General features: G+C 63.7%; 13 protein-coding genes. 4 read left to right on the top strand and 9 right to left on the bottom strand.

The genetic code is table 11. The features are described 5' to 3' along the window. Nucleotides 1–129: 129 nt before the first annotated feature. Nucleotides 130–1,509, top strand: coding sequence for an MATE family efflux transporter (locus E1956_RS11290; RefSeq protein WP_134748890.1), 1,380 nt, complete (start codon nucleotides 130–132; stop codon nucleotides 1,507–1,509). 3 nt (nucleotides 1,510–1,512) lie between these two features. Here E1956_RS11290 and E1956_RS11295 read toward each other — a convergent pair whose 3' ends face one another. The 4 genes from E1956_RS11295 to guaB form a co-directional block, all read right to left on the bottom strand. After that, the gene (locus E1956_RS11295) at nucleotides 1,513–1,719 is read right to left on the bottom strand and encodes a hypothetical protein (protein WP_134748892.1); all 207 of its coding nucleotides are present in this window, start codon (nucleotides 1,717–1,719) and stop codon (nucleotides 1,513–1,515) included. Nucleotides 1,720–2,098: 379 nt separating this feature from the next. Further along, nucleotides 2,099–3,682 (bottom strand): glutamine-hydrolyzing GMP synthase, encoded by a 1,584-nt coding sequence (gene guaA, locus E1956_RS11300; protein ID WP_134748894.1) that lies wholly within the window; start codon nucleotides 3,680–3,682, stop codon nucleotides 2,099–2,101. Nucleotides 3,683–3,863: 181 nt separating this feature from the next. Then, nucleotides 3,864–4,550 (bottom strand): hypothetical protein, encoded by a 687-nt coding sequence (locus E1956_RS11305; protein ID WP_134748896.1) that lies wholly within the window; start codon nucleotides 4,548–4,550, stop codon nucleotides 3,864–3,866. 6 nt (nucleotides 4,551–4,556) lie between these two features. Next, nucleotides 4,557–6,017 (bottom strand): IMP dehydrogenase, encoded by a 1,461-nt coding sequence (gene guaB, locus E1956_RS11310; RefSeq protein WP_134748898.1) that lies wholly within the window; start codon nucleotides 6,015–6,017, stop codon nucleotides 4,557–4,559. A gap of 280 nt (nucleotides 6,018–6,297) precedes the next feature. On the opposite strand from guaB, the gene E1956_RS11315 reads away from it, so the two are divergent. Beyond that, nucleotides 6,298–7,344 (top strand): DMT family transporter, encoded by a 1,047-nt coding sequence (locus E1956_RS11315; RefSeq protein ID WP_134750537.1) that lies wholly within the window; start codon nucleotides 6,298–6,300, stop codon nucleotides 7,342–7,344. A gap of 99 nt (nucleotides 7,345–7,443) precedes the next feature. Here E1956_RS11315 and E1956_RS11320 read toward each other — a convergent pair whose 3' ends face one another. Both E1956_RS11320 and E1956_RS11325 read right to left on the bottom strand, forming a co-directional pair. Beyond that, a complete protein-coding gene (locus E1956_RS11320; protein ID WP_134748900.1) occupies nucleotides 7,444–7,776 on the bottom strand; it encodes an RnfH family protein in 333 nt (110 codons plus the stop codon). Continuing rightward, entirely contained in the window at nucleotides 7,773–8,216 is a 444-nt protein-coding gene (locus E1956_RS11325) for a type II toxin-antitoxin system RatA family toxin (protein WP_028219509.1), read from the bottom strand. Before E1956_RS11325 ends, E1956_RS11320 begins: the two co-directional genes overlap by 4 nt. A 102-nt stretch (nucleotides 8,217–8,318) precedes the next feature. Between E1956_RS11325 and smpB the strand changes: the two genes are divergently transcribed. Then, nucleotides 8,319–8,765, top strand: coding sequence for an SsrA-binding protein SmpB (smpB, locus tag E1956_RS11330; protein WP_134748902.1), 447 nt, complete (start codon nucleotides 8,319–8,321; stop codon nucleotides 8,763–8,765). 123 nt (nucleotides 8,766–8,888) lie between these two features. On the opposite strand, the gene E1956_RS11335 is transcribed toward smpB, so the two are convergent. The 3 genes from E1956_RS11335 to ppsA form a co-directional block, all read right to left on the bottom strand. Continuing rightward, nucleotides 8,889–9,845: an SPFH domain-containing protein gene (locus E1956_RS11335; RefSeq protein WP_134748904.1), complete on the bottom strand. Its 957-nt coding sequence runs from the start codon at nucleotides 9,843–9,845 to the stop codon at nucleotides 8,889–8,891. Nucleotides 9,846–9,935: 90 nt separating this feature from the next. Next, nucleotides 9,936–10,361: an NfeD family protein gene (locus E1956_RS11340; RefSeq protein WP_197732839.1), complete on the bottom strand. Its 426-nt coding sequence runs from the start codon at nucleotides 10,359–10,361 to the stop codon at nucleotides 9,936–9,938. 214 nt (nucleotides 10,362–10,575) lie between these two features. Beyond that, nucleotides 10,576–12,978 carry a phosphoenolpyruvate synthase gene (gene ppsA / locus E1956_RS11345; RefSeq protein WP_134748908.1) on the bottom strand — a complete coding sequence of 801 codons (2,403 nt, stop codon included), beginning with the start codon at nucleotides 12,976–12,978 and terminating at the stop codon, nucleotides 10,576–10,578. 413 nt (nucleotides 12,979–13,391) lie between these two features. Between ppsA and ppsR the strand changes: the two genes are divergently transcribed. Continuing rightward, the gene (ppsR, locus tag E1956_RS11350) at nucleotides 13,392–14,207 is read left to right on the top strand and encodes a posphoenolpyruvate synthetase regulatory kinase/phosphorylase PpsR (RefSeq protein ID WP_028219505.1); all 816 of its coding nucleotides are present in this window, start codon (nucleotides 13,392–13,394) and stop codon (nucleotides 14,205–14,207) included. Nucleotides 14,208–14,277 lie beyond the last annotated feature (70 nt).

The following is a 14,277-nucleotide window of genomic DNA, read 5'->3' on the forward strand; positions in this document are numbered from 1 at the left end:
GCGCTCACGCCATCGCTTGCGCGTGGGCGGCGACCTCTTTTTTCCTTCGAAGTTTTCAAAGAATTTCGATATGCAAGCCACGGTGAGCTGCGTCCCGACACGACGCGGCAATTATTCATCGGGGGGACCATGTCTCTATCCAATCACTGCAATACTCCGCAGGGCGCGAGGACGTCCCTGCTCAAGCAATTCACGTCGCTCGCGATTCCGACGATCCTGTCGGGCTGGGTCTACACGATCTACACGTTGATCGACGGGATTTTCATCGGCCGTTACGTCGGCCAACAAGCGTTGGCCGCGCTGAATCTGGTCGTGCCGCTGCTCTACATCCCTTATGCAGTCAGTGTGATGGTGGGCGTGGGCGGTGCCACGTTGATCGCCCGTCTGCTAGGCGAGCAGCGTGATGCCGAGGCGCGTCGCGCCTTCTCTCAGGTGCTGTGGGTGATGCTCGCCTCCGGTATCGCGATGAGCGCCGGCGTGCTGGTGTTCAAGCACGAGATCGCGGCCGCGCTGGGCGCGCGAGGGGCCATCACTAACGATGTCGTGGCCTATCTGTCGGGCTGGGCCTGGTTCATCGTGTTCGCCAACGGTCTCTACGCAATGGAGTTGTTTCTGCGCGTGGAAGGGGCGCACGCCGCGCGCTTTGGGTTGTATGCGATGTTTCTTGGCGCGCTTGCCAACGTGGCACTGGACTACTGGCTTATCGTGGTGCGCGGTATGGGGATGTACGGGGCATCACTCGCCACCGGCATCTCGATGATGGTCTCGAGCAGCGCCATGCTGGCCTATCACGTCTGGCTCGCGCACAAGGTCGTGCCTGCGTCCCGTGCGTTCGGTGGCGGCTCGTTGCATGTCTGGCGCGCGATGTACAACGGTGCGTCGGAATTTCTCGGCGCCATTGCGCCTGCGGTCACGGTGCTCGCCTTTAACCGCGTGATTCTGGCAAATTTCGGCGAACCGGGCCTCGCGGCGTACGCGATTCTGGAGTACATGACGCTCGGCGCGACGGTCACGATCGTCGCGCTCGTGCAAAGCATGCAACCGATGATCAGTTTCTATCGTGGCGCCCGCGATTTACGTGCGCTGCGCGAGTCGTTCCGGCTTGGCGTGATGGCCGTGATGGGGTTCTCGATGCTGGTGGCCGTTGCGATGGCGACGTTGGCGCGGCCGCTGACGTTCGCGTTTCTGCCGGCGGGCGGTGAAGCATGGTCGATTCTCGAGCATGCGGTGCTCTGGTGCGCACTCGCATTCCTGCCTGCAGCCGGCAATTTGATCGTGGCGGGCTTTCTGACGGCCGTAGAGGCCCCAGGCCCGTCCGCCGCCATCGCGATGTTGCGTAGCTGGGTGCTACTGCTCGGCACGCTGTGGTTGCTCAATGCGTGGCTCGGTGGCGCAGCCATCTGGTACACGTTGCTGATCACCGAGATGGTGACGTTGGCCATTAGCGTCTGGCTTTACTGGCGTAACGTTCGTAATGAGCGAGGGCTGGCGCCGCTCCCGGTGCCTTAAGCGTTAGCGGAGCTTCGTCCACACCTTCCGCGCGTTGCGCTGAATGGACCCGAAGCTCCGCACCACCTCGCGGTACAGATCGTCGCGCTCGTAGCCGATCAACTCACGGTCATCCAGTTGCAGGGCTAGCAGATGGCCGCTGCCGTAGGTCAGCCATGCGCCGGCAAAGCTTGCATCGCCGAACATCCGGAAGACGTTGAAAACTGACACGACAGTCACAAGCAGGCTTCGCGCGCCCCCCGTCCGCGTATGTCTGGACCGGATGGGCGGCGACGCAAGCAACGCCCCGTCAGGACCTGATGCAGGCCATGCCGGGCATTACCTCGACCCACCTGCCATTTCAAAAGAAAGGCGCAGGGATACCGTCAACGCCGCTGACGGTATCAGGAAGGGCTCTGCGCACAGCCCCCCCGTATACCGTCAGAAATACCGTGAAATCAGGCCCGCTGCGACTCGGCAGGAACAGATTGAATGAAAAAATCCCCATATATTTCAACAGGTTAGAAATCGACTCCGGCAATATATAACCGAGCACCGATTATTTACCAGTCGACACAACCAATTGATTTAAAAGAGGATTTTTTACCGCTTACTCCCACTCGATTGTCGCCGGCGGCTTCCCCGAAATGTCGTACACCACCCGATTGATCCCACGCACCTCATTGATAATGCGATTCGACACATGCCCAAGCAGCTCATGCGGCAGATGTGCCCAATGCGCGGTCATGAAGTCGAGCGTCTGAACCGCGCGCAGCGCAACCACATACTCATACGTGCGGCCATCCCCCATCACGCCCACGCTCTTCACGGGCAAAAACACCGCAAACGCCTGGCTCGTCAGCTCATACCACGACTTGCCGGTTTCCTTATCGATGGTATTGCGCAACGTCTCGATAAAAATCGCATCGGCACGACGCAGCAAATCCGCGAACTCGCGCTTCACCTCACCCAGAATCCGCACACCAAGACCCGGCCCCGGGAACGGATGGCGATACACCATCTCGTGCGGCAGACCCAGCTTCACGCCCAGTTCACGCACTTCGTCCTTGAACAGCTCGCGCAGCGGCTCGAGCAGCTTGAGATTGAGCGTCTCCGGCAGACCACCCACGTTGTGGTGGCTCTTGATCGTGTGCGCGCCCTTCTTGCCCTTGCCCGCCGACTCGATCACGTCCGGATAAATCGTGCCCTGTGCGAGCCACTTCGCGTCCGTGAGCTTGCCCGCTTCGGTCTGGAACACCTCGACGAACTCCGCGCCGATGATCTTGCGCTTCGCCTCAGGATCAGTCACGCCCGCCAGCTTCGACATGAACGCTTCGCTCGCATCGACGTGAACCACTTTCACGCCGAGGTTGTCCGCGAACATCGACATCACCTGCTCGGCTTCGTTCAGGCGCAGGAGGCCGTGATCGACGAACACGCAAGTCAGCTGGTCGCCAATCGCACGGTGCAGCAGCGCCGCCGCCACCGACGAATCCACGCCGCCCGAGAGGCCGAGAATGACGTGCTCGTTGCCGACCTGCTTGCGAATCGCTTCGACGGCTTCGTCGATGTAGTGGCCCATTTCCCAGTCGGCCTTCGCACCGCAGATACCCAGCACGAAGCGCTCGAGCATCGCGCGGCCCTGCACCGTGTGCGTGACTTCCGGGTGCCATTGCAGGCCGTAGAAGTGACGCGCCTCGTCGGCCATCGCCGCGATCGGGCACGACTCCGTCGATGCCATCAGCTTGAAGCCCGGCGGCATGTCGGTGACCTTGTCGCCGTGGCTCATCCAGACCTTGAGCATGCCGTGGCCTTCGCCCGTGCGGAAATCTTCGATGCCTTCGAGGAAGCTCGTGTGGTTGCGCGCGCGCACTTCGGCATAGCCGAATTCGCGCAGGTGGCCACCGTCCACCTTGCCGCCGAGCTGCTCGGCCATCGTCTGCATACCGTAGCAAATGCCGAGCACCGGCACGCCGAGTTCGAACACGGCTTGCGGAGCGCGCGGGGTGTCGGTTTCGGTGACGGAGTTCGGGCCGCCCGAGAGGATGACGCCCTTCGGCGCGAACTCGCGGATGAATGCGTCGTCGACGTCGTACGGATGGATTTCCGAGTAGACGTTGGCTTCGCGCACGCGGCGCGCGATCAGTTGGGTGACTTGCGAACCGAAGTCGAGAATCAGGATTTTGTCGTGCATGGCAGCGGACGAGACCTAAAAAAGAACGGATACAGAAAGCCGCGCGCCGGGTAAATCTGGCACGCGGCGTGAATTCATCGGAACTGTGGCGCCTAGCGGCACGGGCACCCAACAGCGAAACAAACTGCGAAGTCCGGGCGCATTGCGGCTGACGTTGCCTGTGCCGGGGCGACTCGCGCGATCAGCCACGCAACGGTGGCCGCGGCGCGTCGGCCGCTTCGTCTCGCGCTGCAAGGCGCGCATCTTCCGCTTGCGCAGTCGTGCGCGGCGCACTCGGCGTCACCACAGGCTGCATCGGGGCCGGCGTCACGGCCGGTGGCCGCACCACGGGCTCGGCGAGCGGCGCGCCCGCCTCGACAGGTCCGCCAGCAAATACCGGCTTGGCGTACACCACCGGCTCTTCACGCTTCGACTTGGCCACCGTGCGCGCTTCGCGCTCCTGCGCGGCGGCCTCGGCCGCCTGCGCCTTCTCGCGCCGCTTCACCGCGCCGGCGAGCCGTGTACCGCCCAGCCCGACGATGATGAGCCACGCGCCCACCGCGCCAGCCACCAACTGGCCGAAACCCGTGAGCCGCGGCGTATGCAGGCCGATCAGCCAGACCAACATCAGCACGCCGGCAATCCAGTTGACGTGCCCCATGGTGCGCCCAACCATGGCGGTCAGGCTACCGTCGATCGTCGCGCGCACCGCGATCCAGGCAAAACCGAGCAGCACCACGCCGAACGCCTGTCCGATGAGCGCCGGCTGCGGCTGCACCAGTTGCAACGCGTTGTAGAGCGAGCTCCAGGGCGTGAGCAGGAACAGCACGCCGAAACCCAGCAACATCAACGCATCGACAAACAGCACTATGCGCAGCAGCGGCTTCATCGCGGTTTAGTCCACGTGGTAGTTGGGCGCTTCCTTCGTGATCTGCACGTCGTGAACGTGCGACTCGTTCAGGCCGGCACCCGTGATCTGGACGAATTCCGCCTTGTCGTGCATCTCGTCGATCGTGCGGCAGCCGCAGTAACCCATCGAGGCACGCACGCCGCCGATCAGCTGGAACAGGATCGCGTTGACCGAACCCTTGTAGGAGACGCGGCCTTCGATGCCTTCCGGCACCAGCTTGTCGATGTTGGCCGAGTTGTCCTGGAAGTAGCGGTCCGCGGCGCCGTCCTTCATCGCGCCGACCGAGCCCATGCCACGGTACGACTTGTACTGGCGGCCCTGAAACAGGAACACGTCGCCCGGCGATTCTTCCGTGCCTGCGAACATGCTGCCCATCATCACGGCGTTCGCGCCCGCGGCCAGCGCCTTGGAGACGTCGCCCGAGTAGCGCACGCCGCCGTCGGAGATCAGCGGAACGCCCGTGCCCTTGAGCGCCTCAGCCACGTTCGAGACCGCCGTGATCTGCGGCACGCCCACACCCGCCACGATACGCGTCGTGCAGATCGAGCCCGGGCCGATGCCGACCTTCACGCCGTCTGCGCCGTATTCGACGAGCGCGCGCGCGGCGGCGGCCGTCGCGATGTTGCCGCCGATCACTTCGACGTGCGGGAAGTTCTTCTTGACCCACTGGACGCGCTCGAGCACGCCCTGGCTGTGGCCGTGCGCCGTGTCGACCACGATCACGTCCACGCCGGCCTGCACCAGCAACTCGACGCGCTCTTCGTTGTCCGGACCGACGCCGACGGCCGCGCCCGCGCGCAGCTTGCCGTGCTCGTCCTTACAGGCGGCCGGGTGTTCGGTCTGCTTGGTGATGTCCTTGACGGTCATGAGGCCGCGCAGCTCGAACGCGTCGTTCACGACCAGCACGCGCTCGAGGCGGTGGCTGTGCATGAGCGCCTTGGCTTCGGTGAGCGGCGTGCCTTCCTTGACGGTGACGAGGCGCTCGCGCGGCGTCATGATCGAGCGCACCGGCTCGTCCAGACGCGTTTCGAAGCGCAGGTCGCGGTTCGTGACGATACCGACGAGCTGTGCGCCTTCCACGACCGGGAAGCCCGAGATGCCATGCTGCTGCGAAAGCGCGATCACGTCCGCGACCTTCATCTGCGGCGGAATCGTAATCGGATCGCGCACCACGCCCGACTCGAAACGCTTCACCTTCGCCACTTCGCGCGCCTGCTCGGCCGGCGTGAGATTCTTGTGGATGATGCCGACGCCACCCTGCTGCGCCATCGCGATGGCGAGACGGCCTTCCGTGACGGTGTCCATCGCGGCCGAAACGAGCGGAATGTTCAGGGAGATATTGCGGGTCAACCGGGTCTTCAGGCTGGTGTCGCGCGGGAGAACGTCGGAAAAGGCGGGGACGAGGAGCACGTCATCGAACGTGAGTGCTTTCTGGATCAGACGCATGGCAAATCCTATAGGCGCAAAAGCAGATTATACGGGATAGCGCCCTGGAAATCATCAGTGCGTACAGTAGCTTAGCGCCGATTTCGGGATTTTTTGAGGTTCGGGATGGGGTGTGCGGCGGCATCGGAACGGCGTGTCAGACCCGATTTTCTGGCCGCCTGCCGGGCACCGCGAATCGTCCCGTGCAGGATTGAACAAGACGCGCGTGCAGCGCGCGGTTAAGCTGCCTCCCATCCTGTGCGGCCAGAACGGCCAGGTCGAAATTTCGGAGGCAAGGCAAATGCAGCGTGGTGTGTTGTACGGCGTGCTCGCCGGTGCGTTATGGGGAACCGTGTTCCTGGTGCCCCGCCAGTTACCGGAATTCTCGCCGCTGCTCCTCAGTGCCGGGCGCTACGTGATGTACGGCCTCGTCTCGTTCGCCGCGCTCCTGCCCATGCTGCGGCGCGTCTGGCCGCGTCTCACGCGCGCCGACCTCATCGCGCTCGTGAAGCTCGCTCTGGTGGGCAACCTCCTCTACTACCTCTTTCTCGCGAGCGCGATCCATCTCGTGGGCATCGCGCCCGCCTCGCTGATCGTCGGCGTCCTGCCGGTCACGGTCACGCTGCTCGGACGCAGCGACCACGGCGCCGTGGCGCTCTCGAAGCTGGTCTGGCCGCTCGCCATGATCGCCGCCGGCATCGTGTGCATCAATGTCGACGTCTTCACGGCCGGAGCCGGCAACCACGCAAGCACGCTCACGAAGATTGCCGGTCTTGGCTGCGCCGTCGGGGCGCTTGCCTGCTGGACGTGGTACGCCGTCGAAAATGCGCGCTACCTGCAGCGCAACGCGCATTTCGGCGGCAACGAGTGGTCGGTGCTGTGGGGCGTCGTCACGGGTGCGCTCGGCGGCCTGCTCTGGCTCGCGGTGCTCGCCATGCCTGCCGGAACGGTGCAGGAAAGCGTGAGCGGCGCGCGCTGGACCGCGTTCTGGCAATTGAACCTCGTGCTGGCCATTGGCGCGTCGTGGCTTGGCAACGGCCTCTGGAATGCGGCTTCAAAGCGCCTTCCGCTCACGCTCTCTGGCCAGATGATCGTCTTCGAGACGCTGTTCGCCCTGCTCTATGGCTTCATCTACGACCATCGCCTGCCGCGCATGCTGGAAGTCGCGGCAATCGTGCTGCTGGTGGCGGGCGTGAGCTGGTCGGTCCGCCAGCATTCGGGCGGCCCGGAAGACACCGCGCACGGCGACGGCATCGTGCCAGATGGCGATTTGCCCGGTATTGCGGGTGTCGGCAAGGCGGATGCCTCAGGCAAGAACGGCACGGAACGCCACCGCGCGGCGAACTGAGAGCGCTTGGGCGGGAACCGAGGGGCGCGACGCGCCCCATCGAACGGAACGGCCATCAACGCGGATTCACGCGGCCGTCAATGCCGCCTCAGCGCCGGCTCAGCGCGAATCCTTGTTCTGCCACTTGCGGCCCTCGATCGAGCCTTCCTTGCGGGTTTTGTCGACGCGGCGCTGGCGCGCAAGCTTGGGATCGACCACGAGCGGGCGGTATATCTCCACGCGGTCGTGATCGGCGAGCACGGCGTCGAGCGGCTTGAGCTTGCCGTAGATGCCCACCTTCAGTTTCGTCAGATCGATTTCGGGATGGCGCGCGAGGATGCCGCTCGCCTCGATGGCCTGCCCGAGCGTCGCGCCCGGCGCCAGTTCCACGCCGATAAGGGTCTGCGCGTCAGGCAGCGCGTAGCAAACGTCGATGGACAGTTTCTGGCTCATGGCTTGTTCTTGCCGTAACGCTGGTCGGCGCGCTTCACGAAGGTGTCGACGAACGTGTTCGCGATGTGGTGGAACACCGGGCCGATGATCTTCTCGAGAATGATGTTTGAAAACTCGTAGTGCAGCGAGAATTCGATCTTGCAGGCGTCCGCGCGCAGCGGCGTGAAGCGCCAGGCGCCCGTGAACTTCTTGAAAGGGCCGTCGGCGAACTCCATATCGATGCGCTCGGGCCGCTTGTGCCGGTTGCGCGTGGCGAAGTGCTGCTTGATGCCCTTGAAATTGATATCGATTTTCGCCTCCATTCCGTCCTCGTCCTTGCGGCGAACCTCGACGCCGCCGCACCACGGCAGGAAGTTGGGATAATCGTCGACATCGGTGACGAGGTCGAACATCTGCTCCGCCGAATGGCGAATCAACACGGTTTTCTGGACATCCGCCATAAATTGCGCAATGCGAGGCAAGGGTGAAGGCGCCACGGGCTTTTGGCTGCCCGCTTTGCTAAAATCGTAATTTTAAACGAGTTGGGCGTTTCCCATTTTCCTATGAGCATCATCGACAACAGAAAAGCCTTCTTCGATTACTTCATCGAAGAGCGCCACGAGGCGGGGCTCGTGCTCGAAGGATGGGAGGTCAAGGCTATGCGCGCCGGGCGGGCCAACATCAAGGAAGCGTACGTCATCATCAAGGATGGCGAGCTCTACCTGATCGGCACGCACATCAGCCCGCTGCCCGAAGCCTCGACGCACATCCACCCCGACCCCACGCGCACGCGCAAGCTGCTGCTGCACCGCGAGGAAATCGACAAGCTGATCGGCAAGGTCGAGCAGCGCGGCTTCACGCTCGTGCCGCTGAACTTCCACTACAAGGGCGGCCGCGTGAAGTGCGAGATCGGCCTCGCCAAGGGCAAGAAGCTGCACGACAAGCGCGAAACCGAGAAGCAGCGCGACTGGCAGCGCGAAAAGGCGCGCCTGATGCGCACGCCGACCTGAGCGCATCAGATCGATCCGTCGGGTCTTCGATCCGCGCGCTTCTGGCGCAAGAACCGTTGGCAAAAATGACAAAGGGCGGCCCGAGCCGCCCTTTTTTGTGACAGTTGCCGCCCCGCGCCCCGATCAAGCGCCCTTTGCCGTATCCCGGCTCAGCTGCGTCTCCTTCATGCCCGTGCGGTTCACGATGGTGAGCGCCGAGGCGATCATCGAGCTCAGGTCGCTCATGTTGCCGGGCACGATCAGCGTGTTGCCCTGCTTCGCGAGGTTGCCGAACGCGGTGACGTACTGTTCGGCCACCTTGAGGTTGACGGCATCCATGCCGCCCTGGGCCTGGATCGAGTTGCCGATCTTCTGGATCGCCTGCGCGTTTGCCTCAGCCACCGCCAGAATGGCCGCCGCCTGGCCTTGCGCCTGATTGATGGCCGCCTGCCGCTCGCCCTCCGACTTCTGGATCGCCGCCTCCCGCGCGCCGGCCGCGAGGTTGATCTGCTCCTGCTTGCGCCCTTCCGAGGCGGCGATCAGTGCGCGCTTCTCCCGTTCCGCCGTGATCTGCGCCTGCATGGCGTGCAGGATTTCCTTCGGCGGCGTGAGGTCCTTGATCTCGTAGCGCAGCACCTTCACGCCCCAGTTGGAGGCGGCTTCGTCGAGCGCCGAAACGACGCTGTGATTGATGAAATCGCGCTCCTCGAAGGTCTTGTCGAGCTCGAGCTTGCCGATCACCGAGCGCAGCGTGGTCTGCGAGAGCTGCGTGATGGCGAACACGAAGTTGCTCGAGCCGTACGACGCCTTCATCGGGTCCGTCACCTGGAAGTACAGCACGCCGTCCACCTGGAGCTGCGTGTTGTCGCGCGTGATACAGATCTGGCTCGGCACGTCGAGCGGGATTTCCTTGAGCACATGCTTGTAGGCCACGCGGTCGATGAACGGCAGCACGATCGTGAGGCCTGGCGTGAGCGTAGCGTGATAGCGGCCCAGCCGCTCGAGCACCCAGGCATGCTGCTGCGGCACGATCTTGACGGTCTTCGACACCAGCACGATGACGATCACGAGCAGGATCAACCCGACGATTGGCACTTGCATACGCTTCCCCCCTTCGCTTCGATTTGACTTCGGTTTCATTGCTCCGGCGCATGCCGGCATGGCCCGGCCAGGCGGCCACCGCCGGCCTCGTCAGGCCTGGCGCGTGCCTTCGTGCGCCCCGTGCGCACCCGCCGCCGCGCCGCCGGCGCGCTTCGCCGCGACGACGAGGCAACTGCCGCGCACCGCCTTGATTTCGTAGAGATGGGCGTCTTCGGGCTCGCCGGGCGCGAGCTCGACGTCCCATTCGGCGCCCCGGTACATCGTGCGTGCGCGCCCATCGCGCCATGCGGCCACCGAGAGCGTCGAACCGATATCGAGATTCACGCCCGGATCGGTCGACGCGTCGACCATGCGCCGGCGCCGCCCGAACCGCGAGCGCCGCAGCACGATCACGGCCACCAGCGCCACCAGCGCCGCCGCCACGAGTTGCAAGTCGAGCGGCGCCCCCAGCTCATACGCGAGCACGCCCGCGAGAAACCCGAGCGCGATCATCAGCAGATAGAACGTGCCGGTCATCAGCTCGGCCACGATCAGCACGCCCGCGCCGATCCACCAGAACACACCATGCGGACCCACGTCGACCTCCCAAAGTAAAACACCCCGGCTTGACCGGGGTGTTATAGCACGAAGCTGACACTGTTTTCCGCAGCGTGCGAAGGCGAGGTGTAAGCCCCCTCAACTTTCGCGCGCGGCGAGCGCATGTGGCGCTCAGTGTGGCATCAACGGACGCTCATGACTTCGCCTGTGCCTTGGCGAGCGCCTGCCACGTGTCGACGACCGTGTCGGGGTTCAGCGAGATCGACGCGATGCCCTCATCGGCCAGCCACTGGGCGAAGTCCGGATGATCGGACGGGCCCTGGCCGCAAATGCCGACGTACTTGTTCAGGCGGCGGCAGGTTTCGATCGCGCGCTTGAGCAGGAACTTGACGGCCGGGTCGCGTTCGTCGAAATCGGCGGCCAGCAGTTCCATGCCCGAATCCCGGTCGAGCCCGAGCGTGAGCTGCGTGAGGTCGTTCGAGCCGATCGAGAAGCCGTCGAAGTACTGCAGGAACTCTTCGGCGAGAATCGCGTTGGTCGGCACTTCGCACATCATGATGAGGCGCAGGCCGTTTTCGCCGCGCTTCAGGCCGTACTTCGCGAGCAGGCCAACCACGCGCTCCGCCTGCTTGAGCGTGCGCACGAACGGCACCATGATCTCGACGTTCGACAGGCCCATCTCTTCACGCACGCGCTTGAGCGCGAGGCACTCCATCTCGAACGCCTGGGCGAAGTCGTCGGCGATGTAGCGCGAGGCGCCGCGGAAGCCCAGCATCGGGTTTTCCTCGTCCGGCTCGTAGCGCGAGCCGCCGATCAGCTTCTTGTACTCGTTCGACTTGAAGTCCGACATACGCACGATGACGGGCTTCGGATAGAACGCCGCTGCGATCGTGGCGATGCCTTCCGTGAGCTTGTCGACGTAGAACGCACGCGGCGACGCATGGCCGCGCGCCACGCTCTCGACCGCCTTCTTCAGGTCCGCATCGACGTTCGGGTACTCGAGGATCGCCTTCGGGTGCACGCCGATGTTGTTGTTGATGATGAACTCGAGACGCGCGAGGCCCACGCCGGCGTTCGGCAGCTGCGAGAAGTCGAACGCGAGCTGCGGGTTGCCGACGTTCATCATGATCTTGACCGGAATCGCCGGCAGCTCGCCACGCTGGACTTCGCTGACTTCGGTTTCGAGCAGACCGTCATAGATGCGGCCTTCGTCGCCTTCCGCGCACGACACGGTCACGAGCGCGCCGTCCTTGAGCATGTCGGTGGCGTCGCCGCAGCCCACGACCGCCGGCACGCCCAGCTCACGCGCGATGATCGCCGCGTGGCAGGTACGGCCGCCACGGTTCGTGACGATGGCCGCAGCGCGCTTCATCACCGGCTCCCAGTTCGGGTCGGTCATGTCGGCGACGAGCACGTCGCCCGGCTGCACGCGTTCCATTTCGGACGGATCGTGAATCACCTTCACGCGGCCCGCACCGATCTTCTGGCCGATCGCGCGGCCCGTTGCGAGCACCTGCGACTGGCCCTTGAGCTTGAAGCGCTGCTCGGCCTTGCCCGCGGCCTGGCTCTTCACCGTCTCCGGACGCGCCTGGAGAATGAAGATCTTGCCGTCGAGGCCGTCCTTGCCCCACTCGATGTCCATCGGACGCTGGTAGTGCTGCTCGATGATGACGGCGTACTTCGCGAGCTCGATCACGTCTTCGTCGGTGATCGAGAAGCGGTTGCGCTGCTCATGCGAAACGTCGACCGTCTTCACGCGGCCCGGCTCGCCCGGCTGCGTGAATTCCATCTTGATGAGCTTCGAGCCGATCGAGCGGCGGATGATCGGTGCCTTGCCCTGCGCGAGCGTGGTCTTGAAGACGTAGAACTCGTCCGGATTCACGGCGCCCTGCACGACGGTCTCACCGAGGCCGTAGCTCGACGTGATGAAGACAGCGTCCTTGAAGCCCGATTCCGTATCCAGCGTGAACATCACGCCTGCGGCGCCGCGGTCCGAACGGACCATGCGCTGCACGCCCGCCGACAGCGCGACTTCGGCGTGGGTGAAGCCCTTGTGGACACGATAGGAAATGGCGCGGTCGTTGTAGAGCGACGCGAACACGTGCTTGAGACGATCGAGCACGTCTTCGATGCCGACCACGTTCAGGTAGCTTTCCTGCTGACCGGCGAACGAAGCGTCGGGGAGATCTTCCGCCGTCGCCGAGGAACGCACGGCGAACGACAGCTCCGAAGGCGAGCTTGCCTTCAGCGTCTCGAAACCCGCGCGGATGTCCGCTTCCAGCTGCGGCTGCAGCGGCGCATCGACGATCCATTGACGGATTTCCTTGCCCGCTTCGGCCAGCGCCTTGACGTCGTCGACGTCGAGCGTCTCCAGACGCGCGGCGATCCGCTCGGTCAGGTTGTTATGTTTCAGGAAGTCGCGGAAGGCGAGCGCGGTCGTCGCGAAGCCCGTGGGCACACGCACGCCTGCTTCAGCCAACTGGCTGATCATTTCGCCGAGCGAGGCGTTCTTGCCGCCCACGATCTCGACATCGGTCATCCGCAACTGCTCGAAAGGCACTACATACGCCTGATCCTTGGCAACGGTGTTAGTCATACAAGCCCCTAAGTGTGAAAAAAATTCACGATTGCGCAAGTGGGCTCGAACGCAGGCCGCCCATTGGAAGCGGACCTGCGCCTTGCGCAACCTGTTGGAGAAGCAATCGCCACCGCTTTGGGGGCCGGCATCCGGCGCGAGGAAAAGCACGAAGATGCACGCGATTACGCGAAATTATGCAAAATCGCTGCAAGTTGGCGCCAGATTGCGCCGCGTTGGGCTACGGTTTGGCGTGGTTGCACTGCAATTGCTTATCCAACAGGTTGCCGCTATTCTACCGTGCCGACTCTCGAAAATGTGTCTGTCGGCGAGAATCGCGCCTCGAAATCGTTCCACAACGCTCTCAGGGCGCCTCCCGGGCCCCTCGCCTGCCTGTCGGGCGGCCGCCCCGCTCACGTACCCAGCCTCAACCGATGCCGCCTACCGTATTCATCGTCTCCGACGGTACCGGGATCACTGCCGAAACGTTCGCGCATTCGATCCTCTCTCAGTTCGACCAAAAATTCCGCCTCGTGCGCGTGCCGTTCGTCGACTCGACGGACAAGGCCTACTCGACCGCCGAAAAAATCAACGAAGCCGCGGTGCAAGAAGGCCGCCGCCCCATCGTTTTCACGACGCTGGTGGACAGCAACTCGAACGAGATCGTCAAGCGCTCGAACGCGCTCGTGCTCGACATGTTCCAGACCTTCGTGGAGCCGCTCGAACAGGAGCTCGAGCTCAAGTCGAGCCACGCAATGGGCCGCGGCCACCAGAACGCCGACACCGACGAATACAAGAACCGGATCGAAGCGATCAATTTCTCGCTCGCGCACGACGACGGCCAGTCCAACCGCAATCTGAACGACGCCGACGTGATCCTCGTGGGCGTGTCGCGCAGCGGCAAGACGCCGACCAGCCTCTATCTGGCGATGCAATACGGCGTGAAGGCAGCGAACTATCCGCTGATCCCGGACGACTTCGAGCGCGGCAAGCTGCCTACCTCGCTGCTTCCGCATCGCGCGAAGATCTTCGGGCTCTCGATCGACCCACAGCGCCTCACGGAAATCCGCAACGAACGGCGCCCCGGCAGCAAGTACGCGGCGCTGGAAAACTGCCGCTACGAAGTGAACGAAGCCGAAGCCATGATGCGCCGCGAAGGCATCAAGTGGCTCTCGTCCACACACAAGTCGATCGAGGAGATCGCTACGACGATCTTGCAGGAAATCCGCCTCGATAAACCGGTGTACTAACGATTAGGACCGAAAGCGGTGGAAACGAAAAAGGCCTGCATTTGCAGGCCTTTTTGTTGCAACGATTCAA

Source organism: Paraburkholderia pallida (genome assembly GCF_004524855.1).
In the GTDB taxonomy this organism is placed as follows: Bacteria; Pseudomonadota; Gammaproteobacteria; order Burkholderiales; family Burkholderiaceae; genus Paraburkholderia; species Paraburkholderia oxyphila.